This window comes from Saprospiraceae bacterium (assembly GCA_026129545.1).
Classification (GTDB): domain Bacteria; phylum Bacteroidota; class Bacteroidia; order Chitinophagales; family Saprospiraceae; genus M3007.
The window spans coordinates 513,179-539,241 of record JAHCHX010000003.1 but is presented as its reverse complement, the minus strand read 5'-3'; the positions used below and the strand labels follow the sequence as shown (position 1 = coordinate 539,241).

At 53.6% G+C, this 26,063-nt stretch carries 19 protein-coding genes; 9 read left to right on the top strand and 10 right to left on the bottom strand.

Translation table 11 applies throughout. From position 1 onward, the window contains the following. Window positions 1-95: 95 nt before the first annotated feature. The gene (locus tag KIS77_20155; protein MCW5924643.1) at window positions 96-1,580 is read right to left on the bottom strand and encodes a PDZ domain-containing protein; all 1,485 of its coding nucleotides are present in this window, start codon (window positions 1,578-1,580) and stop codon (window positions 96-98) included. A gap of 153 nt (window positions 1,581-1,733) precedes the next feature. Then, window positions 1,734-2,183, bottom strand: a complete 450-nt coding sequence (locus tag KIS77_20150; protein MCW5924642.1) for a nucleoside deaminase — start codon at window positions 2,181-2,183, stop codon at window positions 1,734-1,736. 165 nt (window positions 2,184-2,348) lie between these two features. Between KIS77_20150 and KIS77_20145 the strand changes: the two genes are divergently transcribed. The 4 genes from KIS77_20145 (at window position 2,349) to KIS77_20130 (ending at window position 6,174) form a co-directional block, all read left to right on the top strand. Beyond that, complete coding sequence (locus KIS77_20145; protein MCW5924641.1) at window positions 2,349-3,161, top strand: lamin tail domain-containing protein; 813 nt, start codon at window positions 2,349-2,351, stop codon at window positions 3,159-3,161. Window positions 3,162-3,418: 257 nt separating this feature from the next. Further along, entirely contained in the window at window positions 3,419-4,474 is a 1,056-nt protein-coding gene (locus KIS77_20140) for a hypothetical protein (protein ID MCW5924640.1), read from the top strand. Between the two features lies 1 nt (window position 4,475). Then, the gene (locus KIS77_20135; protein ID MCW5924639.1) at window positions 4,476-5,234 is read left to right on the top strand and encodes a polyphosphate polymerase domain-containing protein; all 759 of its coding nucleotides are present in this window, start codon (window positions 4,476-4,478) and stop codon (window positions 5,232-5,234) included. Between the two features lie 256 nt (window positions 5,235-5,490). Next, on the top strand, window positions 5,491-6,174 hold the full coding sequence (locus tag KIS77_20130) for a DUF4956 domain-containing protein (protein ID MCW5924638.1): 684 nt from the start codon (window positions 5,491-5,493) through the stop codon (window positions 6,172-6,174). A gap of 57 nt (window positions 6,175-6,231) precedes the next feature. Here the strand turns inward: KIS77_20130 and KIS77_20125 are convergent, their stop codons facing one another. The 5 genes from KIS77_20125 to KIS77_20105 all read right to left on the bottom strand — a co-directional run bounded on the left by KIS77_20125 (window position 6,232) and on the right by KIS77_20105 (window position 15,534). Further along, window positions 6,232-8,667: an ABC transporter permease gene (locus KIS77_20125; protein ID MCW5924637.1), complete on the bottom strand. Its 2,436-nt coding sequence runs from the start codon at window positions 8,665-8,667 to the stop codon at window positions 6,232-6,234. Window positions 8,668-8,875: 208 nt separating this feature from the next. Then, the gene (locus KIS77_20120; GenBank protein ID MCW5924636.1) at window positions 8,876-10,453 is read right to left on the bottom strand and encodes a T9SS type A sorting domain-containing protein; all 1,578 of its coding nucleotides are present in this window, start codon (window positions 10,451-10,453) and stop codon (window positions 8,876-8,878) included. A gap of 168 nt (window positions 10,454-10,621) precedes the next feature. Beyond that, on the bottom strand, window positions 10,622-12,172 hold the full coding sequence (locus KIS77_20115; GenBank protein MCW5924635.1) for a T9SS type A sorting domain-containing protein: 1,551 nt from the start codon (window positions 12,170-12,172) through the stop codon (window positions 10,622-10,624). Window positions 12,173-12,239: 67 nt separating this feature from the next. Next, the gene (locus KIS77_20110; protein MCW5924634.1) at window positions 12,240-13,817 is read right to left on the bottom strand and encodes a T9SS type A sorting domain-containing protein; all 1,578 of its coding nucleotides are present in this window, start codon (window positions 13,815-13,817) and stop codon (window positions 12,240-12,242) included. A 151-nt stretch (window positions 13,818-13,968) separates the two neighbouring features. Continuing rightward, window positions 13,969-15,534 (bottom strand): T9SS type A sorting domain-containing protein, encoded by a 1,566-nt coding sequence (locus KIS77_20105; protein ID MCW5924633.1) that lies wholly within the window; start codon window positions 15,532-15,534, stop codon window positions 13,969-13,971. An 865-nt stretch (window positions 15,535-16,399) separates the two neighbouring features. Here KIS77_20105 and KIS77_20100 point away from each other — a divergent pair. Both KIS77_20100 and KIS77_20095 read left to right on the top strand, forming a co-directional pair. Beyond that, window positions 16,400-17,926: a GH3 auxin-responsive promoter family protein gene (locus KIS77_20100; protein MCW5924632.1), complete on the top strand. Its 1,527-nt coding sequence runs from the start codon at window positions 16,400-16,402 to the stop codon at window positions 17,924-17,926. Window positions 17,927-17,990: 64 nt separating this feature from the next. Next, on the top strand, window positions 17,991-19,004 hold the full coding sequence (locus KIS77_20095) for a hypothetical protein (GenBank protein MCW5924631.1): 1,014 nt from the start codon (window positions 17,991-17,993) through the stop codon (window positions 19,002-19,004). Between the two features lie 237 nt (window positions 19,005-19,241). Here KIS77_20095 and KIS77_20090 read toward each other — a convergent pair whose 3' ends face one another. From KIS77_20090 to KIS77_20080, 3 genes are all read right to left on the bottom strand, one after another. After that, on the bottom strand, window positions 19,242-20,432 hold the full coding sequence (locus tag KIS77_20090; GenBank protein ID MCW5924630.1) for a Gfo/Idh/MocA family oxidoreductase: 1,191 nt from the start codon (window positions 20,430-20,432) through the stop codon (window positions 19,242-19,244). A 347-nt stretch (window positions 20,433-20,779) separates the two neighbouring features. Further along, window positions 20,780-21,799, bottom strand: coding sequence for a peptidoglycan-binding protein (locus tag KIS77_20085; protein ID MCW5924629.1), 1,020 nt, complete (start codon window positions 21,797-21,799; stop codon window positions 20,780-20,782). A gap of 485 nt (window positions 21,800-22,284) precedes the next feature. Next, complete coding sequence (locus tag KIS77_20080; protein ID MCW5924628.1) at window positions 22,285-23,502, bottom strand: HD domain-containing protein; 1,218 nt, start codon at window positions 23,500-23,502, stop codon at window positions 22,285-22,287. Window positions 23,503-23,733: 231 nt separating this feature from the next. Between KIS77_20080 and KIS77_20075 the strand changes: the two genes are divergently transcribed. From KIS77_20075 to KIS77_20065, 3 genes are read left to right on the top strand one after another with little or no spacing between them, the layout of a single operon-like run. After that, window positions 23,734-24,357: a TetR/AcrR family transcriptional regulator gene (locus KIS77_20075; protein ID MCW5924627.1), complete on the top strand. Its 624-nt coding sequence runs from the start codon at window positions 23,734-23,736 to the stop codon at window positions 24,355-24,357. Window positions 24,358-24,410: 53 nt separating this feature from the next. Then, entirely contained in the window at window positions 24,411-24,776 is a 366-nt protein-coding gene (locus KIS77_20070; protein ID MCW5924626.1) for a DUF4260 domain-containing protein, read from the top strand. A 10-nt stretch (window positions 24,777-24,786) separates the two neighbouring features. After that, the gene (locus KIS77_20065) at window positions 24,787-26,052 is read left to right on the top strand and encodes a TolC family protein (GenBank protein MCW5924625.1); all 1,266 of its coding nucleotides are present in this window, start codon (window positions 24,787-24,789) and stop codon (window positions 26,050-26,052) included. Window positions 26,053-26,063: the final 11 nt, after the last annotated feature.

Here is a 26,063-nt window from a genome sequence, read left to right as displayed (position 1 = left end):
GTGGGGGGGGTCCTTTTTTGTTTTTAATTTTAAAAAAAAAAAAAAAAACCCCCCCCCCCCCAAAAACCGAAACCTTCAAACCCCCAAACCCATCCTCACGCCTGCGGCATCAAGACGATTTTTTTGGAAATGACCTTGGAGCCTTGTTGCGCGGTCAGCACATAAATGCCGGGCGTGTTGCCAAACAAATTGATGCGCTCATTGAAAGAACCGCTGAATTGGTTGAGTGCGCGGTCGTACACCACCTTGCCAGAGGCATCCATGATACGCAGTGTCGTCGGAACGGCTTCTGCATCGAAGCGGATATTGAGCGGCCCCACCGTCGGGTTGGGATATGCCTCCAAGGTGGCCGATTCGAGCAGGGGCGACTGTGTGGAGACGCCTTTGTTGTCATCCGCCTTGACATCCTCGACCAAAACCTCCACTTTTTCCTCTTTAGGCTGAGCGGTGGGAGTGGTGCAAGATTTGAACGTCGCGTCAATGTCGAACGTCGAACCGTCGCGCAGCACCGTCAGACGAAAAGCGTCGCCGGGTTGGCGTTTGTCGCGTTCGCGGAGCAGTTCGGTATGCGAGTTGACGGGCTGACCGTCGAGCGCCAGAATCACATCACCGGGTTGCACGCCGCCCTCTTTGGCAGGCGTGTCGTCAATCACGCCCGTCACCCGTGCGCCGCGTCCGTCAATGGCGTGGTCGCTGGTGTAGATGCCGATGAACACCTTGCAAGGGTCGCGCTCCGTCTTGAAGCTGTAGTAGCTGCGGTCGCCGCTGAGGGTCAGTTCAGTTTGGATAGTGTCGCCATCGCGCAAAAAAACCACCGTGACGCGGTCGCCGGGCTGGTAAGCGGCCAAGGCCGTGCGCAAGGTGCCACCGCCCGTCACTGGCTTCCCACCCACGTTCACGACTACGTCGCCGCCCCGAAGCCCCGCCGCCTCGGCGCCCTTGCCTCGAATGACGCTTTTGACGACCATGCCCTGCCTGCTCACATCCGTGTCTTCATACACCCCCAGAATCGGGCGCTCCTTCACTTCCATCTTGGCGAATTGCTCGGCCATGCGCGCACGCATCTCCTCCATCCGCTCTTCCATTTCGGCCATCCTGACATCCAACAATTCTTGGTGCAGACGCGCCGCTTCGAGCTCCTCTTGGCTGCACTCTTTGAAGCGAGCGTTGATGCGCATCTCCTTCCCGTCGCGGAGGAGCGTCAGGGTGAACGCCTCGCCTTGCAGGTGCTTGTCGCGCTCGCGCACGAGTTCCGATTGAGTGCTGACGGGCGTGCCATCCAAAGCCGTTATCACATCGCCGGGCAGAACGCCGGCGATGCTGGCCGGTGTGTCGTCCACGGTGTAATCCACCTTCAGGCCGCCCGCCACCGTGCTGGTTCCCACGCCGATGAACACTTTGCAAGGGCTGCGCTGTGTTTTGAAGTCTTGGTGCGTGAATTGATACCCTGATTTGTTTGCCTTGTTGACGAAGAGGTAGGCATCCTTAGGAGCCGTTCGTTCTTGTGCTGAAAGTGTCGCGCAGGAAAAAAGGAGCAGCATGGACACGCTGCCGACATGTAGGAAGGAGAGATGTTTCATGACTCAACATTATGTTTGGTGAAAAACTGGGTGAAAGACCACCCATCAGCAAAGATGTTGCACGGGGGAGATTTTTATGAAAAAATAGGAGGGAAGTGGTGGTGTGGATGTTTACAAACAGGACAAAGAAAAGTGCAGCCAGAACCCCTTTTTTCACCCACGCTTTTTCCGAAAAAAATCCCTTACCAACGTCGCGCACTCCTCCTCCAAAATACCCATCTCCAAACGTGTTTTGGGGTGCAGGAGACTCTTGCCCCCGTGCAGCATGAAGCCGCGCTTGTCGTCGGAAGCGCCGTACACGATGCGGCCAATTTGCGCCCAAGCCAGTGCGCCGGCGCACATCACGCAGGGTTCCAAAGTGACGAAAAGCGTGCAATCGGGCAGGTATTTGCTTCCCAAATGGCTGGCGGCGGCAGTGATGGCCAATATCTCGGCGTGAGCGGTCACGTCGGTCAGCATCTCGGTTTGGTTGTGGGCGCGAGCGATGATGCGGTTGTCGCACACGATGACCGCGCCCACTGGCACCTCGTCGGCTTCAAGCGCCTTTTGCGCCTCGGCGAGGGCTTGTCGCATAAAATTCGTGTCGGAAAATGCGGAAAACATAGTGTGGGCAAAGAACCGCTTTCCTGCGGTATGTTATGGAAAATTTTGGCACAAGTGGCATGAAAAAATTGTGTTTCCAAGTCAAATGAGTAGGTTCGCCGCAGCAACTCTTCATATAGTTTGACTTGGCCCTCCTTGCTGTGGGCGACAAAAAATTGGTTTGCCATGAGATTTGTCCTCGTTTTTTATCTGGCCTGCTTGTTCGCATGGAGCGTGGCCGCGCAACACGACCTGCGCATCAAGCGGGTGGATTTTGATTTCGCGCGACTGGCTCCCCCTGCTGTTTCCCTGCAAGCAGGCGACGTGGTCATCAATGAATTTTTGGCGCTCAACCAAAATGCCGAAACGGACGAGGCCGGGCAGCACGATGACTGGCTCGAACTTTACAACAACACTTCTATCCCTATCAGTCTCGATGGCGTATATCTTACCGACAAGGCTGACAACCCCACCAAATGGCCCTTCCCAGCAGGCACCACCATCGCGCCCAACGGGTTTCTCATCATCTGGTGCGACGAAGACCAAGCCCAAGGCCCTTTGCACGCCAATTTTAAAATCAGCGGCGAAGGCGAGTTTCTCATGCTCTCCAATGGGGCGGGGGGCGTGATTGACAGCCTTTCTTTTGGCCCGCAAAAGGTGGACACCACCTTCGGACGATACCCCAACGGCACGGGCGATTTTACTTTCATGCCGCGCACCTTCAATGCGCCCAACTCGCTGACCGTCGGCACGGCTGAACCATACCCGGATGCCTCGCTGCGCATTTTCCCCAACCCCACCTCCGGCCATGTCACCCTCCGTTCCGACCAGCCATTGGGGCTGCTCAGAGTGACTGACGCGACAGGCAAGCAGGTGTTTTTTTCGGATGCCGACGCATCGAGCACCTCTCTCACGCTTGATTTGACGGTCTTGCCCGACGGGATTTATTTCCTGAAAGCAGGCCAACGGCCTACCCGTTCGATAAGTGTAAAGAAGTAGGTGAAGGATTTCGTGCGCTTGTTATTCGAGTATTGCCAATCTCCTCCGTAACCTTGCGTTCGCTATGGGGCTGCCTTGCCGCAACCCTCCAACCGCAAACCTCGTATCGTAGCGCGGGCTGCCGCCGGTGTTCAATGTGATTGCGCGCTGTCATTCAGTCGAGCATCTGAACCCAACGTTGGCAGCGGTGTTGGCAAGCGAAAAGGCGCGGCAAGGCTCCTCTGTTTCCTAACTTTTCAACCACATCTTTCAGCGATTTGAAACGGCTGCTTGGCGGGTTAATCATTATCGGCGTTTTAATGGCCGCGCTTTGGCTGCCTATCGAAATCCCCTTCACGGCGGAGAGCATCGGGCGTGTCCATCCCGCCCGCGAGTGGGTAGTGCTGCAAGACCGCACGGGGCGCATCACTTCTATCGTCCGCGACCATCGCATCGGAGCGACCCACCAGATTGATGCCTACCAATTTGACCAAGGCGACATCGCGGGCTTGCGTTTCGACCTGCCTCCCCAACGATTCATCGCCGCCGGCGACACCGTCGTGCGGATGTATTCCATTCGGCAAAGCGAGGAAATTCAGCAAATAGAGGCGCAACTCGCCCTGTACGGGGCGCAGCTGCAATCCGATACCACCGGCGAAAAGCCGCCTATTGTGGAGGAGGCCGAAAGACGCCTGCATTTTGCCGAGCAAGACTTGGTGCAGAAAGAGAAGATATTCAACATAAAAAAACCGCTTTGGGAACAACAACTCATCGCGTTCATCGAATATCAAGAGGCGGAAAACGCCTATAATTTGGCCCGAATACAGGTCGAAATAGCCCGTCAGTATCTGGAAAATATGCGAACGGGCATCAAGGTCGAGCAAGTGGGGGTCACGCAGGCGCAATTGCGCGGCCTGCGCAATCGTTTGGACATACTGCGCCGGAAAGGCTTGGCCTTTGTGTTGCGCTCGCCTTTTTCCGGTTGGGTAGTGCCGGTGAACCTGCCCCCCGACGAGCAGCTCATCGTGGAGGAGGCGGGCGAATATGTGGTGCAAATCCCCGTGAAGACCGAGTATTTGCCCTATCTCAATGCTCAGGCCACGCTCACCGTGACCGACGTGCAGACGCAGCGCAGCTACACGGCTCAGCTGCTTTATAAGGGAAACAGAGTGGAGGTGCTCGACAATCGGCAAGTCTCCGTCCTGACGGCCATTGTAAAGCCTGACAGTCTTCAGACCCGATTGAGCACGGGTGTCTCCGCGTTGTGCCGCGTTGATTTCGGAAAAATCAATCAGCGAGCGTATCTGCGGCGGATATTGAAATTCAAATGGTAAGATGCGTTACGAATTCAAATACTTAGTCCCGGTCGAGCAATACGAGTCGCTGCGTGGCGCGGTGTTGCCTTTTCTGCGTCCCGATGGCTTTGCCGCCATGCAGCCGGATGGGCGGTACACGGTGCGCAGCATTTACTTCGACACGCCGGGTTTTGAGATGTACCACACCAAAGTGGATGGCGTGGCCCACCGCATGAAAGTGCGGCTGCGGGGCTACAACCGGGGCGATGCGTCGAGTCGTGTTTTCATGGAAATAAAGCGCAAGTACGAAAGCCCCATCCTGAAAAACCGTTGCGAAGCGCCTTACCGAGCCGTGTTGCAGCTATTCAAAAGGCAGCCGCTCGATGGGCTTCACGATGTGCTGAGCGACCCGGACAATGCCCGCCGTTTTTTTTACCAGATTTTGAGCCGCAACCTGCGCCCAGTAGTGAATGTGATTTACGAGCGTGAGCCATACCTCGGCATTCATTTCAACCCGGAAAACGACTTCCGGCTTACGTTCGATTTGCACCTGCGCAGCGTTGCCTATCCCTCGGTGGAAAAGTTGTTTCACGAATCGGGGACACAGTTTGCCTTTCCCGGCTTTTTCATCATGGAAGTAAAATTCAACCGCTATTGCCCTGCTTGGATAAAACCCATGTTGGAGGATTTTCAACTGCGCAAGGAACCGGCCTCCAAATATGTGGGAGCTATCAACGCCAACCCATTCATCAAGCCCAGTCGCTTCAACGATGCTTTCGCCAAAAGCGCATTTTTGTAAAATCGCAAATCGCAAATCGTAAATCGCAAAATCGCAAAATCGTAAATCGCAAATCGCAAATCGCAAATCGTAAATCGTAAATCGTAAATCGCAAATCGTAAATCGCAAATCGCAAATCGCAAATCGTAAATCGCAAATCGTAAATCGTAAATCGCAAATCGCAAATCGTAAATCGCAAATCGCAAATCGCAAATCGTAAATCGCAAATCGTAAATCGCAAATCGTAAATCGCAAATCGCCTCCCTCGTCCTAAACGATGATTGAAGTATATCAAAACCTGTCCGTGTTCCCCACCTCGTCCACCGACGTGTTGGCCAATCTGTTGGTGTCGCTGATTTGCGGGCTGCTGCTCTCGATAGTGTATCGGCTCACATACAGGGGGCCGTCCTACTCGGTCACGTTCGTCAATTCGTTGGTGCTCTTGAGCATTATAGCGGCTATTGTGGTCATGGTAATCGGCAACAACATTGCGCGGGCTTTTGGGCTGGTGGGTGCCATGTCCATCATACGCTTTCGCACCGCCATCCGCGACACGATGGACTTGGTGTTCATCTTCTTGTCGCTCGCGCTCGGCATGGCCTGTGGGGTAGGGCTAAGCGCGGTAGCCATTTCGGGTACTTTGATGGCAGGTTTGGTGGTGATTGCGCTCACGTTCACGCATTTTGGCGCGCCCCGCCGGAGACATTTTTTATTGCAAATCATTCACCACTCGTCCGAGCAAAATGACCTTTCGCAACCCCTCGCCCGTTTTTGCCGAAGTCTGAAATTGGTCAGTTTGAAAAACATCGGACTCGAAGACCTCACAGAGAGCAACTACCACATCACGCTCCGCGATGCGCGAAAAACAGAGGAGATGGTACGCGCTCTCCGCCAGACTCCCGGCGTGCAGCAGGTCAATGTCTTTTTTGACGAGGACGATTACAATCCGCCCACGATGTGAGGCTGGTTGCGGGCGCGTGTCGGTGAGAGGAGATCAACAAAGGCAGAAAAACCATCCTCACTCGCTGCGCAGCGATTCCACGGGGTTGACCAGTGCCGCCCGCAACGCTTGAAAACTGATGGCCACCATCGCCACCATCAGCGCCAAAACGCCCGTGATGGCAAACAAGCCCCACCCGATGCTCACCCGAAACGCAAAATCCTGCAGCCAGCTGCTCATGCCCCACCAAGCTACTGGCGCGGCCACGACAAAAGCGACCAGCACCAAGAGCAAAAAGTCGCGGCTCAGCAGCCCTACCACCGAACCGACCGACGCGCCCAGCACCTTGCGAATGCCGATTTCCTTGGTCTTTTGCACGGCTATCAGCGAGGCCAGCCCAAACAAGCCCAAACAAGAGATGAAAATCGCCAGCACCGCGAAGCCCTTGCACGTCAAGGAAAAACGTTGCTCACTGCGATAAAAATCGGCTATGGACTCGTCCAGAAAGGCTCCGTCGTACACTTGTTCGGGGAAGGTCTCATCGAACGTTTTTTGGATGGCGGCGACGGTGGCAGTCATGTTTTCGGGGCGGATTTTTGCCCCCGCCACGTTGTAGAATTCCTTGCGGGTAAGCATCACGATGGGTTCCAGCGTTTGGTGCAGCGAGTGCGAATTGAAATCTTTCACCACACCCACCACCTCCAGCCACTTGCTTCCGCCGAGGCGGAGTTCCTTGCCCAACACCTCGTTGGCATCCTGTATGCCGAGTTTTCGCAGCAGGGTCTGATTGACCACCACTTCCCGCATGGTGTCGCTGGGCTGAAGAATGCGCCCGGTTTCCAGTTGCAGGCTATAAGTCTTGAAATAGTCGGGGTCGCAGTATTTTATCGAAGTGTTGAACAGCGCGTCGTCCGCGCCTCGCCCCAAGGCGAAATTGCTTTGCCAATAGTTGCTGGAAGCGGGCGGGTCGTTGCCGAGGCTCACCGACTCCACGCCGGGCAGTTGCAGCAGTTTTTGTTTGAAAGTCTCAAAACGCGGTCTGCTGATGGAGTCGTTGTCCACTTGGACGGTATAGACCAAGTCCGGCTGGAAGCCCAAATCCATCTTGCGGATGTAGTCCAATTGGCTAATGGTGACGAGCGTGCCGATAATCAATGCCTGTGCGATGGCGAACTGCAATACGACCAATGATTTGCGGAGGGAGCCGCCACCAGCTCCACTGGGATTGGTGTTGTTTTTCAGGGCTTTGATGGGGTTGAAGCCAGCCAACACCAATGCGGGATAAAATCCAGAGCAAAAACTCACCACGACCAACACTACCGCAAGGAAAGCCCAGACCGCCAGATTGGAAAAGAACGGCTGCGAGGACGGCACTTCCGAAATATGCTTCAGCATCGGCACCGACAAGGATGCCAACACCGCTCCCAACGCCACCGCGATGAACACAATCAGCGTGGTCTCGCCCATGAACTGCCGCACTAATTGGCTGTGATTGCCGCCGAGTGTTTTGCGCACACCCACCTCTCTCGCCCGTCGCGCAGCTAAGGCCGTTGCCAAATTGATAAAATTGAAACAGGCCATGACGAGAATCAGCACCCCCACCAGCGACAGCACCCATAGGCGGCTTTTGCTGATGACATGGCTGCCGTTGATGCCAAAACGGTCGTCGTAGTGCAGGTCGGCGAGCCGTTGCAGCCGATGCTTCTTGCTAAAATTGGGGTTCTCCTTTTTGTACTCTGCTTGACCGACGGTGGCCAACACTTCGCCAGCTGCCGCCAACTGCCCTGCGTCGTGCAGCAAGGCGAAGACTTGGTCGTTGCTGCTGGTGCTGCCCCAATCATTGCCGTAGAAGTACCTGTTCGTGTTCTTTTTCAGGGTTTCGTACGATGCCATCAAATGGAAGGGGAAGTTGGTGTTGTCGGGCGCGTTGGCCACCACGCCCTTCACCGTGAGCAGCACGGCGTTGTCCATGAGGAGTGTTTTGCCGAGTGCGGCCTGCCAAGTGTCGAAGCATTTTTCCGCCATTTTCTGCGTCAGCACCACATAGCCGGGCTCGTCGAGCGCCGTTTCGGGGTCGCCAGCCAACCACTGCCAATCAAAAATTTTGAAAAAAGCAGGCTCCGCGAAAATGCCCAATTCGTGTTGGTCGTCCGTGTTGAATTTGCGGGTGGTCGTGCCGCCCGTTGCATCCGGCACGGTGATGGTGGGCCAGATTTCCTTGATGCGTGCATATTGCTCGAATTGTGGCACCGTGGTTTGGATGGCATCCATAGCCGGGATGGGGATGCCCGTCGTGTAGCCAGTGCCTTCGGTGGGGCTGTGCACTTCCGTCACCACGCGCACGATGCGGTCGTAGTGACGGAAGTGTTTGTTGAAACTCAGCTCGTAGTGTACGATGCGAAAAATGAGCAGACACGCGGCGATGCCTACGGCCAGACCGAGAATATTGATGGCCGAGTAGAGCCGGTTGTTGGAAAGGTTGCGAAGGGCAAGTTTTAGATAGGTCGAAAGCATATTATGCTTAGGTTTTTGTCTTTGGAAAAATGTCAAACACCCAATCCCTGTGCCGCTATCCCAATTTATTGACAATCAGAACTTAGCACAGCATTTGGCCAAAATAAAAATGCCCGAAACCGAACAAGAGCGTTCGATTTCGGACATTGGGGGTTTGTGTTCTTCATATCGCGCGCGGGTCTTGCGCTCCCGCGCATTCAGGCGCTCGTCACTCCTTCACCACCCGTTTCACCAGCAGTTCGTGGCCTATTTGGATTTCGAGCAGGTAAATGCCTTTGTCTTGTCTGGTCAGGTCCACCCAATTGCGAGCGGGTAGTTGCTGTTCAGAAATCAAGCGCCCGGTCACGTCTTTGAGGCGCACCGTGCCTTCCGTGAGGTCGCCCTTTATTTTGACGTAGCCAGTGGTGGGATTCGGGTACACGTCCACGCGGATGCTACCTTTGATAGCAACGCGCACGATAGGGGAGTGGGCGATAGTCCCGTCATAGTCTTCCTGTTTGAGCCGATAGTAATTGTTGCCATTGGAAGGCCGCGTGTGGCGGAAGGTGTAGTTTTTGAGTGCCGCGGAGGTGCCGTTGCCTCGCACGCTTCCGATACGGGTAAAGTTCACGCCATCGGCGCTGTGATAGACGTGGAAGTAGGCGTTGTCTTTTTCGGAGGCGGTTTGCCAGCTGAGCAGCGCGTCGCCATTGTCGTCGTGGGCTTTGAAAAAGGTCAGCTCGACGGGTAGGAGGGCGCAGGCGGCTTCTACTTGCGCTCGGTTGGCGCAGCCAGTGGCGTTTTGGTTGATGAAGGCGGTGTTGGCGGGGACATCCAAATAGTTGCATACGCCGTACGCCTCGCATTCCGAGAGAGATGAGTTGAAGGCAATGGTGAGTGGCCCGGTCAGCGTGAAGTCTCCCAAGCCGACCAAAGAGGTGAGCGAAGGGTTGTAGTCAATAATCATCTGCTTTTTCACGGAGTCGAGGCTTGGGAAGGATATTTCGGACAAAGAGTTGTTTTCGCTTATCTCGAAGTTGCCCCCTACCCGGCTCAAATTGGGAAAGCTCAGAGAGGTGATGTTGGGGCATAAAACGACCTCGAAATCCCATCCGTTGTTGAGCAGCCCGACTGTTTGCAAGCTGTTGAATGCATTGAGCGCCGTCATGGATGAGTGTCGCTCGATATTGAGATACTGACCGATGGATGTGACATTGTTCAACGTGTTGATGGAGGTCACCATGGGGTTCCAATTGATGAACACATATTCCTTTACTTCTTGCAAATTATCGAACACTCCCGCGAAATCTTGCAACACGTCGTTTTCGATGACGACGATGCTTTCCACGATGGTCAGTGCATTGCTCAGCCCGCTCAAGGTTTGCAAGCCATCGTTGTTCTGCACTTTTATGATGCCATCAATGGTTTGGATGCCGCCAAGCCCCTGCAAGTCGGTCAGCAGCGGATTTGCCTCTATGGTCAAGTCTCCGCCCATGTTGGCGAGGTTGTCGAGACCTGCGAGTGAGGTCAGGAGGGGGTTGAAATGGACATAGAAACTGCGTTGGAAAGCTGCCCCGGTCAGGTTGCTCAAGGGCGTGAGGTCGGTGATGTCGGTGGAGCCACCGATGGTGCCCACCTCGAAGCGACTTTGGAGCACTTGGCAGTTGGGCCAATCAATGGGGAATTGGTTCAATTGCGCTTGCGAGGTGATAAATTGGGCAGTGCCCGGGCACACGCCCGGTTGTGCGTTTGAAACAAATTGGGCAGAAACGAGCAAAAGAAGAAAGAGTGTTGACTTTTTCATCATCGAAGGAGGTTTTGCTTTAGTATTAAGTGTTTAAATGCTTGGTTTTTGTGGGTTCTTCACTATCAAGTAAAAACACAGAGGCACAGAGGGCTTGGTTTAAAAATCTCTGTGTCCTCCGTGTCTCTGTGTTGAATAAACAAATCACGTTGCTATTAAAACCCGTGGGTTTCACTTTCCCCGTTTCACCACCCGTTGGGTGATGGCTTGGCTGGGTGTGCGGATTTCCACAAGATAGATGCCATCGGGCTGCTCGCTCAAGTCAATGAGGGCGCTTTGGGCGAGCGAGCGGCGCAGCACTTCCCTTCCGGCAAAGTCTGTGACAACAGCGGTGTGGAGTTCGCCGTCCTTGAGGCCCCGCACGAATAGTGTGCCCTGAGTGGGGTTGGGGGCCAGCACGACCTCTTTTTCACCGCGCACCACCACGCTCACGATGTTGGAGTATTCAAATTTGCCATCGAAATCCACCTGCTTGAGGCGGTATAGGTGGGTGCCGGCAGCAGGGTGGGCGTGGCGGAAAGCATAGTCGTTGGCAACGGTGGAAGTGCCTTTGCCGGCCACTTTGCCGATGGTGCTGAAGCCCTCGGTGCCTTGTGTGCTGTGTTCCACCTCAAACCACGCATTGTCCTTTTCCGAGGCCGTCTGCCAGTTGAGCATCACGTCGCCCTGCTCCATTTTGCCGCGGAAATAGGTGAGTTCCACCGGGAGGAGGCCGCAGGCGATTTCCACCTGCGTGATGTTTTGGCAGCCGACGGCGTTGCCGCTTATGATGGTTGGGTTGGCGTTGTCAATATGTTGGCACACGGCTTCTGCCTCGCATTGGCTGAGCGAGGTGTTGCCTGATATTTCCAAGGTGCCTCCTATGGTGAAAAGATTGGTAAGGCCAGCGATGGAGGTGAGGGAGGGGTTGATGGAAATGGACAACTCGTTGGCGACACTTGTAAGGCTCACAAAATCGTCTATGCTTGACAACGAGGGGTTGTCCTGAATAACCATCTTACTGCCGCCAACGGTGGAAAGGCTGCCAAAAGCGTTGAGGCTGACCAATGATGGGTTTTCCTCTATTTCAAAATTGCCACCAACACTTGTGAGCGAGCCAAATGAGCTGATGGAACTTAGCGACTCATTGTAGGCAATTAGCAGGCCTGTCCCTCCTATGGTGGAGATGCCATCCAAGCCAGAAAGGGAGCTGAGGGTGTAGTTGTCCAATATCCAAACGTAACTGTTTATATTGCTTACACTTGACAATGCGCCCAAGTCATTCAGAGCAGCATTGTTTGCAATGTATATACTCGTCAAGGACGGCACGGCTCCTAAACCATCCAAGCTGGTTAGGTTGAAATTGTCTTCCACAAACAGCCCACCGCTTATGCTCGATACGTTGTTCAAGCCCGTTAGGTCACTCAGCGCATCATTGTCAGAGATTGTCAAAGAGCCAAAAGCGGTTCCAACGCTCGTAAGGCCCGAAAGCCCAGCCAACGTGCCCAGCGATGGGTTGCTTAAAATGGTCAAATTATTACTAATCGTTTGAAGGTTGGCCAAAGGAGTAAGGTCTGAAATGTCAGAACCACTAATAATCAAATTCCCGGTGAAGTCAATACAGGCTGGCGGGAAAGCATCCACTTCTGCTTGGCTGGTAAGTAATACGGGCGCCGTGGGGCATTGCGCATCCAAGTGAATCGCGCCAAAAACGGCGATGAAAGAGACGAGTAGATTCTTCATGTCGTTGGGAACAGTTTTTTTAATGATTAAACAATGCGTGAACACGAAGCAAAATGGCAACGGAGCATCACTCCTTCACCACTCGCCTTGTTATTTTTTGGTTGTTAGTCATTATTTCAAGGTGGTAAATACCGCTTGGCAGCTCGTGCAGGTCGAGCATGCTACCTCTCCAAGGGTCTTTGCGGAGCACTACCCGGCCCGTGAAATCGGTCACGACGACCGAACGCTCGTCGTCACCACTCAGCCCTTTCACGAACACTGGGCCATTCGTCGGGTTGGGATACACGCTTAGCTCTTGCTGGCCTCGCACGGTCACGCCCACGATATTGGAATATTCATGTTGGCCGTCAAAATCCACCTGTTTCAGGCGGTAGTAGTTTGGGCCAGTGGTGGGTTGGGTGTGTCGAAACGTGTAGTCTTGGAGGGTGTTGGAGTTGCCTTGGCCGCTTACTTTGCCGATGGTGCTGAATGTTTCCGTGCCTTGCGAGCTGTGTTCTATCTCAAACCACGCATTGTCTTTTTCGGTGGCGGTCTGCCAGCTGAGCACCACTTCGCCCTGCTCCATTTTGCCGCGAAAATAGGTCAACTCGACTGGCAATAGGCCGCAAGCAATCTCCACTTGCATGATGCTGTTGCAGCCAATAGCATTTCCGGTGATGGTGGCGGGGTCGCCATCGTCGAGGTGAGCGCAGACAGCGGCGGCCTCGCACTGGCTTAGCGAACTATTGCCAGTAATGGTGAGGGTGCCGCCTATGGTGAAGGGGTTGGTCAGCCCTGCCAAAGAGGCAAGCACATCGTTGTCGGTGATTTGCAGGTTGCCAGCGACCGATGTAAGGCTGCCAAAATCATCTATGCTGAGCAGGTTGGGGAGGCCGGAGATGACCATTTTGTTGGTGCTGGCGGAGCCGACCGTGGTCAAGTTGCCGAAAGCGTTGAGCGTCTGGAGGGAGTTGTTGTATTCTATTTCAAAGTTGTTGTTGACGCTGGTTAGGTTGGCAAATCCGTTGAGGGTGGTCATCGCGTTGTTGTCGCCGATATACAGGAAGCCGGGGCCGGAAGGCCCGGTCACCACTTGCGTCAAGCTGTTGAGGCCGTTGATAGCGGTGAGGCTGTTGTTGTTTTGAATAATCAAAAAACCACCGACAGAGGTAAGGCTGGATAGACCGCTCAAGTCTATTAAATTTGGGTTGAACGCTATGTATAGGTAGCTATTCAGGGTAGGAAATGGTCCTATGCCATTGAGCGAAGTTAGATTCTGATTGCTGTTCACGTTGAGCCAGCCCTGTATGAAGCTTACATTGCCCAATCCCGTGAGGTCGGTGAGCGCATCGTTGTTTTCGATGGTCAGTTCAAGACCGATGGAGGTTAGGTTCGACAGGCCGTTCAGGTTTGTCAGGCCGGGGTTGTTGCGGATGAAGATGCTGTTCGAGGTGGTCTGCAAATTGCTCAGCGCATCAATGTTGGTGATATCCGAAGCGCCCGAGCCGACACCGATGGTCATGCCGACAGTCAGGTTGATGCAATCGCTCGGGAAAGCGTCCACCGCAGCCTGATTTGGAAGGGAAAAGGGGGCTGAGGGGCAGCCTTGCGAAAAGGCGAGGCAAGTGCCAAGCATCAGCCAAAACAGTGTAACCAGTTTTTTCATGTCGTTGGGACGATAACTTTTTGATTTCAAGATTGCATGATGCGTATCATGCTCATTGTGTGATGACCGAGGCGGGCGCAACATTCGTTTATCGCCCATTTCACAAAAAAACAGGGCAAATGTACCCTATTCCTGTCAATATGCGGCTCATTTATTCCACCACCACTCGCCTCACGGTCTTTTGATGTTCTGTCAGGATTTCCACGAAATACACTCCTTGGGGCTGACCGCTCAAATCAATAAGGTTGTTTTCGGTCAGGTTCACGTTCAGGATGGGTCGGCCAGCGGCATCGCTCACCTGGGCGGTGCGGAAGCCATTGGGGTCGCCTTTCACAAACACGGGGCCGCGTGTGGGGTTAGGGTGGAGGCCAAGTTCGTCGTTGTTTTTCACGCACACCCGCACGATATCGGAACAGGAGAATGTGCCGTTGAAATCCACTTGTTTGAGGCGGTAGTAATTATCTCCCGGGGCGGGTTGTCGGTGCAAGTATTCGTAGTGGCTCACTGATGAGGTGGTGCCGTTGCCCGCCACTCGGCCAATGGGTAGAAAATCTTTGTTCTTAGCGGTGCTGTGTTCTATCTCGAAGTAGGCATCGTCTTTTTCCGAGGCCGTCTGCCAATAGAGCAGGATACCCTGTGTTGTTTGTTTTGCGCCAAAATGCGTCAGTTCTACTGGGAGCAACAGGCAGGCATCTTCCACCGCGTCAATGTCATGGCAGCCAGTGGCATTGCCACTGATGGAGGCGGGCTTGTTGGCATCCAGGTGGTTGCAAATCGCCAATGCCTCGCACTCGCTCAGGCTGATGTTGTTTGTGATGGCCAACGTGCCCCCGATGCTGAACTCACTTGAAAAATTGGTGAGCGAGCCTAATGAGCTGCAAGAGCTGATGATGAAATTGTCGGCCACCGTCAGCAAGCTGGGAAAGCCGCTCGTGCTGGCAAGCGCGTTGTTGTTATCGAGGCTCCACTGTCCGTTCACCGTGGACAGGCTGTTGAAGCCGCTGATGTCGGTCAGCGAGGGGTTGTCTGTGATGCTGAAATTGCCGTTCACGGTGTGCAAGCCGTTCAGCCCGCTGATGGAAGAAAGTTGTGCGTTGCCGTCAATGCTGAGGTAGCTGCCAGTTTCGCTGACGAGGTTGAGGCCGCTGATGCTGGTCAGGCTGTTGTTGTGAGTGATGACCAAGAAGGCATTGAAATAGTCGGGGCCAATCTCCGTGATGGTGTTGAGTGCGCTGATGTCGGTGAGGAGGGGGTTGAAGCCGACGTAGAGGTAGCTGCCGAGGCTGGGTATCGGCCCCAAGCCATTGAGCGTGGTCAGCACGGCATTGCCGGAGATTAAGAAGTGGCCGCCTATCCACGATAGATTTTCCAAGCCCGACAGATTGGGCAGCGCGTCGTTGTTGTTCAATTTGAATTCCACGCCGATGCTGGTCAGGTTGCTCAGCCCGCTCAGCGAGCTGAGCATAGGGTTGTCAATAATTTCAATACTGTTGGCAGTGGTAAATATGCCGCTCAGCCCGTCCAGATTCTCAATGTCGCTGCCCGAAATAAGCATTTTTACAGAGAGGTTGTGGCAATCCGGGTGGATGACGGGGAAGTTGTCCACTTGTGCTTGGGAGCTGAGGGTGAAAAAGCCGTTGGGGCAGCCGGGGGGCTGGGCATTCAGGGAAAACGTTGCGATGAAGGCAAGGAACGGGGGGATAAAAAACTGGCGCATAAAAGCGATTGAAAGAAAGGTGCTAAGTGTGAAAAATGGTTATGAAAAAAAAAGCGCCTTTTGGGCCGTTACATATAGCACCAAAAGGCAGGCCAAAAGTACCGCATCTTTGTTAAAGCCGTACTTTTGTTAAAAATGAAATTTATAATTCGTGCCAACGACTGTCGAGCGTGGCTAAAAGCGCGATCCGTTCCAAATCATGGTTATCAATCATGGCTATCCCAAAAAAATGAAAGGTTGAAATTTCTTGGCGTCTGACATTCAACCTCTTATTCAGGCAGAGATTTGAAATCGCCGCCTGAATGGCACACGTTTTCGACACTTTACTTCAACCCCTCATCTGCGTATCCAATAAGTGCTTCGCCAAAATTAAGCAAACCTATTTTTGACACAAACGATTGGCTCCCAATGCGTATGGCGGATTTGCAAATCCGCCATGCTACTCAAATCTTAGCGAGTCATGGTATAACTTGCGTTTTGGGAATGTTCGGCCCCAACTTGCTTATGATATTGGCCTCCAAGTTTCGCTCGCAAATCGCAAATCGCAAATCGCAAATCGTAAATCGCAAATCGCAAATCGTAAATCGTAAAATCGCAAATCGTAAAATCGTAAATCGTAAATCGTAAATCGTAAATCGCAAATCGTAAAATCGCAAATCGTAAATCGTAAAATCGCAAATCGCAAATCGCAAATCGCAAATCGCAAATCGTAAATCGCAAATCGTAAAATCGCAAATCGTAAATCGTAAATCGTAAAATCGTAAATCGTAAATCGTAAATCTTCTACTGGCTGACGATATTGGACTCCAAGCCGCCGCCTGATGAAGAAGTCATACTTTTGCTGCTTCCTAACTGCGTTTCAAACATGGGATTTCGCTCCACCATCATTCGCCCGTTTGCCAACCACATCGCCCGCTCCATTGACCGGTGGTCAGCCGACGCGGTGACGTGCCAAGAGAAGATTTTTCAACACCTTATCGCCCGTGCCACGAACACGGCCTTTGGGCGTGCTCATCGTTTTTCGGACATCAGGACTTACGAGGAGTTCAAACAAGCGGTGCCTGTGCGCGACTACGAGGATTTGAAACCCTATATCGAAAAAATAAAAGCGGGCGAAAAAGATGTGCTTTGGCCGGGGCGCCCTGCCTATTTCGCCAAAACAAGCGGCACCACTTCGGGCGTGAAATACATTCCAATGTCGAAAGAAAGCACGCCGCCCCATTTCGGCACGGCGCGAAACGCCTCTTTCAACTATTTCGCCCGCACAGGCAACGGGCGCTGGCTCGACGGCAAGATGATTTTCCTCTCCGGCAGCCCCGAATTGGAAACAGTCGGCGACATCCCGACGGGGCGATTGAGCGGCATATCCAACCACTTGGTGCCCGGCTGGCTGCGTACCAACCAACTGCCCTCGTGGAAGACCAACTGCATCGAGGATTGGGAAGAAAAACTCGAACGCATCGTGGACGAAACGGTGCACGCGGATATGCGCCTCATCTCTGGCATCCCCCCTTGGGTGCAGATGTACTACGAGCGATTGCTCGCCCGCACGGGTAAAAGCACCGTGAAAGAAATTTTCCCGAATTACTCCCTTTTCGTCTATGGCGGGGTCAATTTCGAGCCTTACCGCGCCAAACTTGAAGCATTGGTAGGCGGCCCGGTGGACAGCGTGGAGACCTATCCGGCTTCGGAGGGCTTCATCGCATTTCAGGATACGTTCGCTCATCGGGCGACTTCGGATGCTTCGGTACCGACGGGGTTGTTGCTCAACGCCGATGCGGGGATGTTCTATGAATTTGTGCCTGCTGACGAGATTTTCAAAGAAAACCCGACTCGGATTTGGCTGAAAGACGTGGAAATCGGGAGCAATTACGCGCTCGTCCTCAACACCAACGCCGGGCTTTGGGGCTACAACATCGGGGACACGGTGCAGTTCGTGAGCAAAGACCCCTATCGCATCATCGTCTCCGGGCGGGTCAAACATTTCATCTCGGCCTTTGGCGAGCACGTCATCGGCAAAGAGGTGGAAGAGGCGCTGTTGCCAGTGGCCAACGCTGCCGACATCCGTATCGTCGAGTTCACTGTGGCGCCACAGGTCAACCCACCTGAGGGCGGCCTGCCTTATCACGAATGGTTCGTCGAATTCGACAACCTGCCCGCCGACTTGGCTGCCTTCGCCGCCGACGTGGACCTCAGGATGCGGACGCAGAACATCTACTACGACGACCTCATCACGGGCGGCGTGTTGCGCCCGCTCAAAATCACCCCGTTGCGCCGCGACACGTTCCGTGCATACATGAAATCGCAAGGCAAATTGGGCGGGCAAAACAAGGTGCCAAGGTTGGCCAATGACAGGAAAATCGCCTCCGTCTTAGAGGGGTTCAAGTTGTGAAAAACGCCACTTCCGGCTTCTATTCTGCCTACATCACTCTCATCATCCGAAAATAAAGTGGCTTATGCGCACCCTCCTTCTCTCCCTGCTTCTTTTCCCAAAGGCCATCTTTTCGCAAAATGAAAACGCCGACATCCAGCCCAAACTCGTCGCCGACCAGACGTTCAAACTGGAAGGCAAAAGCGAGTTTATCTATGCCTTTGCCGAAGGCGACCAAGTCCAATTGATGGTGCAAGAACTGACGGGCAAAGCCATCAAAACAGTAGAGTTCATGCATTTCCCCGACCACTATGTGTACAGAGGCTATGAGCTCGACACGACGCTCCAACAAAACATCGTAATTGAAAAAACAGGCGTGTATCTGTTGCGCTTTCAAGGCAAAGGGCTGGGCAAAAAGGTGTGTCGCTTCACTTTGCACCGCATACCCGCCAATGCCGAGACGGCGCGGCTCAATACCCGCGTCGGGTGGGATATGTGGTCGAACCCCAACTACGCCGTGCGTAAACGCGCCGTACAGGTAGGCAAAAAAACAGACGTGGTGTCGTTAGGAGGGCAAGTGACAGTGTCGGCGAGCAAGTTCTACACCAAGAAACCCACCAACGTGTATCAATTCACTTTGCCGCCCAATACCGTGCAGTGGGCCTATCGCATCTCTGTGGGGCAAGCGACGCAAGAAGCCCGCCGCCGCGACGCGGAAAAACTCAAAACAGCCTTGCAAACCGGTGCGGTCAAACTCATGAGCGTGCAGCCTCAAACAGCACTCGCAGCCTTTGCGCTCGGTGCCGCGCTCGATATGACCGTTTCCTCGGCTGGCGAGGACGTGGAATATGCGCTGGTGGACTACGACAACTGGTCAAAATTTTCCAGCGGCAAGGAATATACCTCGTACATCCAGCAGGGGAGCGTCAGCGTGGATGTGCAGCGCCGTTACAAGCCGCTGCAAGGAACCTACTATTTCGCCTTAAAAAGCGACAATTGGGTAAATGACATCAATGTGAGTATTGATATCGAGGCCGTGACGGAGGTTCCCGTGTTCGAGACGGAAATTTATTTGGAATCCATCAGCGGTGGCAATTGAGCAGACAAAAATCCCCCCAATCCCACGATACCTGTAGCCCGGAATACCATTCTGCGATGATTTGAAATGCAGCCCATATAGTTGAGGGCTCACACAGCGATTCTCGCCTTGTCGGGTTCTGAGTGAGGTGTCATCTCGGAAGAATGGAGGGGTGACACCTCAAAAACAGGCAGAGGTGTCACCTTTTTTCGTTCCTCAAAAGATGACACCTCTTACAAACCGAGAATAACTGAGTGCTTACAACATCCTGCGCACCAGTTTGCCTGTTTTTTTCTCCTTCAATACCAGTACATGGCTGCCATCGTGGGTCAGTTCCTCGGTCAGGAACCAGTGGTCTTTGTCGTATTCCTTGAACGCTGAAATGACCTCCGTCTCCGCGCTGCCGCGCCACACCTCCAGTTTCACAGGTTCCCAACGGCGTGTTTGCGCGGATTTGTAGGCGGCATCGAGAATGGCATTTACCACATAACCGTCGTAGAACGTCTCGGCAGGTGGGCGGCCTTGTTCCCACGCTTCAAACATATCGGTGAACATGGCATTGTAGCCAAGTTCGTGAATCTCGTCGCCGACTGGGAAAATCCATCCGCTGGAGGTTTCGGATTTTTCGGCCACATAACCAGCGCCTTGCCCCGAAAGGAACATCTCAAAACCCGTGCGCAGGAAATTGTTTATCCAAATCGTGCCCTCCGACCCCATCACCTCGTCGCGCAAGTCAAGCCCGCCTCTGAATGTCCACGACACCTCGAATTGGCCAATGGCTCCACTTGCATAGCGCACCAACCCGATGGCGTGGTCTTCGGCATCAATGGGCTTCACCTGCGTGTCGGCCCAGCACATCACTTCCACAGGTCGCACATCTTTGCCGATGTAGCTGCGGGCGATTTCCACGCAATGGCAGGCGAGGTCGAGAATGGCGCCGCCGCCCGATTGGCTTTTGTCCCAAAACCAATCGGAGTGAGGCCCGGGGTGAGTTTCGCGGGAGCGTGCCCACAAGATTTTGCCGAGTGCCCCGCTTTGGATGGTTTTGAGTGATTTCAGGAATTTGGGGGTGTAGCACAAATCCTCCAAATAGCCGGCGAATATGCCTGCTTTTTCCACCGCTTTGAGCATTTGCAGCCCTTCCTTGGCGTTGCGCCCCAATGGTTTGGTGGTCATCACTGCCTTTTTGTATTTGGCGCAGGCCAACACGGCGGGTAGGTGCAGGTTGTTGGGCAGCGAGATGCAGACGATGTCCACGTCCTTGCGATTGATGGCGGCCGCCATGTCGGTGGTCCAGAAAGGCACGTCGTAGTCAGCGGCGAACTTGCTGGCCGATGCCTCGGTGCGCGAATAGACGGAAGTGATACGGTCACGGCTGCGCAGCCCGTGGAGGGAGTCGGCGTAAAAACGGCCTATAAAGCCGGCGCCGAGCATGGCGATTCTTGCCATAGGTTCGGTGTTGGTTTGGATGATTGTTGCTGGTTGGAAAAAAATGAACGTGGCGCTTGGGCGCTCGCTTTCGGGGCAAATGTATTTTCCAAGCGGGTTTTTGTGATGGTTTTTTCAAAAGACTTGTTGGGGTGGAGGGCTTTGAGTGGAGGGAATTGTCATTTTTTCGACTGGCAAGGCAAATTTTGCAATCGAAATCGGGTATATTCGGCGAAAAATTTAACGAAGCCGGTCGGAAAAAGGGCTTTGCCTTCGTCAAAGGTCTCCACCGCAACAAGTCTAAAAAAAAGCGGGCGACCACATATGGCCGCCCGCTCGATTCGTATTTTTTGGCAAAAGAAAGTGAATCAATAGTTCACGCCCAGTGCCTTCAAAGTTTCAAAGTCAAGGTTGCCCACAGGCAAGCCTTTGTCTTTTTGGAATTTGGTGAGTGCTGCTTTGGTGCGGGTGCCCATCACGTTGTCGGTGGGGCCTGGGTCGTAGCCAGCCTTGATGAGAGCCTCTTGGATTTGGCGGATGGTGTAGCCAGTCACGCGGTCGCCGCAGAGGACTTCGCGCCATTCGGTGAAACCGCCGGGTTTCACAAGGCGACGCTTGGTGACGGTGGCGTATTCAGCCGGGATTTCCTCCGTGCGGGTAGTGGCAGCGGCTTTCACGCCTCTCACTGTCACGGCTTTGTATTCAGCCGGGATGACTTCCTCGCGGAAAGTAGCGGGTGCTTTCAGCACTTGCTTGGTGACGGTGGAGTATTCGGCCGGGACTTCTTCCTCGCGGACGGTGGCAGGCGTTTTCAGCACTTGCTTTTTCACCGTAGCGTATTCAGCCGGGATGATTTCCTCACGAGTGGTGGCGGGGGTTTTCACCTTGCGCACCGTCATCGTTTTGTATTCAGCCGGGATGATTTCTTCGCGTGTGGTAGCCGGGGTTTTCACTTTGCGGACGGTGCGTGTGCCCATTTTGGCAGGAATCTGGACGGTGCGGGTGCAACCAGCGTCGGCTACGCCAGAGCCGTCGCAACCTTTGTTCACGCGCTTCGTGATGGTCTGATATTCCGCAGGCACTTCTACCAAGCACCAGACGAGGCAATCGTCGGGATTGGCGCTGAGGCAGCTGGCATCGGCTTTCTTTTTTACCCACTTCGTAGAGGCGGGCTTGATTTCGACGCGCTCGGTGACGGTTTCGTATTTTGGCTGCATCACTTCGATTTTAGTGGAGGCTGCTTCGATTTCGTACTGTTCGGTCACGTTTTCATACACAGCGGGTACTTCCACGAGGCGCTTGGCTTCCGGTTTTACCATTACTCTTTCCGTGACTGTCTCGTATTCGGCGGGCACCGTGATGAGGCGCTTGGTTTCTGGCTTAATCATAACGCGCTCATCAACCGTCTCATACTGAGCGGGCACTGGCACAAGGCGCTTGCTGGCGGCCTTGATTTCGACGCGCTCGGTGACGGTTTCGTATTGTGCGGGCACGGCCACGATGCGCTTGCTTTCTGCTTTCACCAGTTGCTGCTCGGTTTTGTTTTCGTACTCGGCAGGAACGGCGATGGTACGCGTGGCAGCAGGCTTCACTATGACCTGCTCGGTGACGTTTTCATATTGGTCAGGAATGAGGCATTTGGCGTAGCATTTACCTGGTTGGGCGTTGGGTGGCGCGTCGCCGGGCTGTGCGTTGGCGGCAAAAGCGATACCCAAACAAAGAGGAAGGACGAATTTCAATTTTCCCATGACGTGAATCGGATTTATGAACATGATTGTTTGATCTTGGCGTGAAAAAGATTTTTTCGGATGCCGGGCAAAAGTAAGCGACCCTGCTCGAAACAGGTAGCTCGATTGTTAAAATTTCAACTAAATTAAACTGTGTGCATCAGTTGCTTGGGGTAACAGACGAAATGCTTCGTCACTAGTTGTGTGAACAACGGCACGTCCGAACACTCGGTGATAGGACGCACGTCGCCGTTCTTGAAAAGAATTTTGATTTGGTCTTTTGCGTCGTCGTAAGCGCGGTTGCTTTCTGAGCCAGCATACACAAAGTGCTCTGGCAAGGCACTCTCGCCAAACACTTCCGCGACTTGCCGGTGAAACGCCTTCAACTGTGCGTCAGACACGGGCTGACTGCGCCATTCGAGGCGGAAAAGCCGGCGGTCGAGCAGGCCTTTAGAGAGGAACGAAAGGGTAAAATCATCGGCTTCCGACCAGTACTTGATGGCAGCCGTCACATCGTTGTCGTCGAGGAGGGCGAAGTGGGAGATAAGGTCTCCGGGTTCGATTTTGCGACCCTCCGGGCGATGCAGAAACCATGCCAAGTGGCGGGGCGCTTCCAAAGTCGTGCCCGCCACGGCCAGTTCGCGGGCACGCAACAGGGCGTGAATCAACATTTGCTCCGCAGCCACGCCTGTTTTGTGCAAATAGACTTGCCAGTACATGAGCCGCCGGGCTATCAGAAATTTCTCAATGCTGTAAATGCCTTTTTCCTCCACGACCAATTCGCCATCGTGCACGGCCAGCATTTTGATGATGCGGTCGTACCCGATGACGCCCTCGCTCACCCCCGTGAAAAAACTGTCGCGGTTGAGATAGTCCATGCGGTCCATATCCAACTGCCCCGACACCAATTGGTGGAGAAATTTTTTGGGATGTTGGTTCTGAAAAATCTCAATCGCCAGCGAAAGCTGCCCTTCAAATTGACGATTCATCTCCTCCATGAAAAGAATGGAGATTTCCTCGTGGTGCATATCCACCAGCGTGTGCTCCAATGCGTGCGAAAAAGGGCCGTGGCCAATATCGTGCAACAAAATGGCGACATTGACCGCCTCTGCTTCCGCCTCGCTGATGTCGGCGCCTTTAAAACGCAACACCTCCACCGCCTCCTGCATCAAGTGCAAGGCTCCCAGCGCATGGTGAAAGCGGGTGTGTAGGGCACCCGGATAGACATAAGGGGCCAAGCCCACTTGCCGGATGCGCCTAAGTCGCTGAAAATAGGGGTGGTCAATCAAATCGAGCAGCAGGCCATAAGGCACCGACACAAAGCCATAGACGGGGTCGTTGAAAATTTTCTTGCGGCTGTTCATGCTTGCGGGTTGACGCTGCAAAGGTGACAATTCGCCATTGAGATGTGAAATTAAGTTTTCCGCAGGCATTTGCTCACAACGCGAACTCGCAATTTCTTGTGTGTCAAGTTGTTTTCCAAAAAGTTTAACCGTTCGGTTAAAAATTGTAGGCTTAACCCTTGACAAATTGGAAAACTGCCCACACCTTTGCCCCGTGTTTGACCAAATGGTTAAACCTAAAAGATAAACTTGATGGCTAAACGAGAAAGTCAGGCCCCCGGCGACAGCACCGAGCAAAAAATCTTCGATGCGGCGCACGAAGTCTTCACCCAAAAAGGCATGGATGGCGCTACCATGCAGGAAATAGCCGACCATGCGGGTATCAACAAGGCATTGTTGCACTATTACTACCGCACGAAGGAGAAACTGTACGAGTCGGTGGCGCGGGCGATTATCGGCAGGGCGATTCCGGCGATTCGGCAAATCATAGAAAGCGAGCTGCCTTTGGAGGAAAAAATCAGGCGCTTCATTGATGCCTACATCAGCATCATTTCCCGCAATCCTTTCATCCCTTTGTTCATCATTTCGGAGGTCAACAAACACCCGGAGCGATTCATAAACAGCATCTTGCCGAGCGACTTGCCCAAACCGCAGTTCTTTTTCAATCAAGTGGAGGCCGAAATCGCCGCCGGGCGCATCCGCCCCGTCAGACCACAGCATCTGATTGTCAATGTGATTTCGATGTGCGTGTTCCCCTTTGTGGGCAAGCCCATGATGCGTATGCTATTGGGCATGAGCTCCGGGGAAATGCGAGTCTTTCTGGAAGAAAGAAAAGAAGAAGTGACGCAGTTTGTGATGGCGGCTTTGCGCCCCTGAGCATCACGGAATTTTGTCAGACAAACTATCTCATTAACAACAATTTTTGAATCATGAAAACACTTCTGAACATCGAGGAATGGGGCATCTTTTTGCTGTGCATTTTTCTTTTCAGCCGCCTGCCCTTTGCGTGGTGGTGGTTTCCCGCCCTACTGTTGCTGCCTGACATCGGGATGCTGGGCTACCTCGCAGGCCCCCAAGTCGGTGCTTTTGCCTACAACTTGTTGCATCACAGAGCAGTGGCGGCTATTGTCGCGGCCTACGCGCTTTGGTCGGACAAAGCCCATTGGAAGTTGGCCGCCCTCATCCTCTTTGCGCATATTTCGATGGACCGGGCCTTGGGCTACGGGCTGAAATATGAGGACAGTTTCCATCACACGCATCTGGGCTTCATCGGAAAACAGAAAAACGCAGACTAAAAATTAAGCTATGAAAATCGTCCTCTTTGTCCTTGGCCTGACCTTGTTGGTCGTGTCCAAGGGACTTTCTGGCGACACACTCACTGTGCAGCAATGCCGCGAACTCGCCGTGCGGAACAGCCCTTTGCAACAAAAAAAACTTTACGCGGAGAGTATTGCGGCCCTGCAAATCAGGAACTTGCAAAGCAACAGCCTGCCGCGCATCCACATCGGCGCACAGGCTTCGTGGCAGAGCGACGTGTTCAGGTTTCCCGTCGAAAACCCGTTGTTCGCCGTCCCCGACATTCCCAAAGACCAATACAGGCTCTCGGTGGATGTGGCGCAACGCATCTGGGACGGTGGCGCTGACCACTACGCGCGTCGTCAACGCGACCTCGAACGCGACCTCGCCGCCGCACAGGTGGAGGTGGACGTGTTTCAGCTCCGCGAGGTCGTGACGGATTTGTATTTCAAAACCCTCTTGTTGCAAGAGAACGCTGCCGTGCTTGATTTGTCAAAATCAGAATTGGCAGCACGACTCAGGCAAGCGGAGGCCGCCGTGACGGAGGGCGCAGCCTTGCGCACCACAGCCGACCAAGTGAAAATTCAACTGCTTAGAACGGAGCAGCAAATCGCTGAGCTGCAAGTGGACAAACAGACGCTCATGGAGATTTTGGCCAAGTGGGTCGGTCGGGAAAATACGGACTTCCAACTGGCGGCTCCGCTGTGGTCAGAGATGCCTTTAAACATCGAAAAACGCCCGGAACACAGGCTGTTCACCCTTCAGCAAAGCATGTTTCAACTACAAAAAGACCGCCTTAACCTGTCGCTACAGCCGCGTATCGAAGCCTTCGCCCAAGGCGGCTTTGGCCGCCCCAATCCCTTCAATTTTTTTGAAACCGGTTTTGAGCCTTTTGCGCTTGTCGGACTACGCGCCACATGGACACCATTCGATTGGGGCACTCGCAAACGCGACGCGCAAGTGCTTGATTTGCAGATAAAAACCGTGGAAGCGCAACGCCTTGCTTTTGACCAACGACTGGAGGCAAGCACCATCAAGGACTTTTGGGATTTGAATGTGAAATACCGCGAACAGCTGGAAAAAGATGAGGCCATCGTTCGACTGCAAGAAGACATCGTAAGTCGTGCTGACGCTCAGGTAAAAAACGGCGTGATGACCGCGACGGACTACCTGACTCAACTGAATTTGCTCACGCAGGCGCGGCTGCTGCGAAAAACGCACGAACTGCAAGCGGCGCAGGCACGGGAAATGCTGGCTGCCAAACTCGGAAACTAAAATGTTGATTT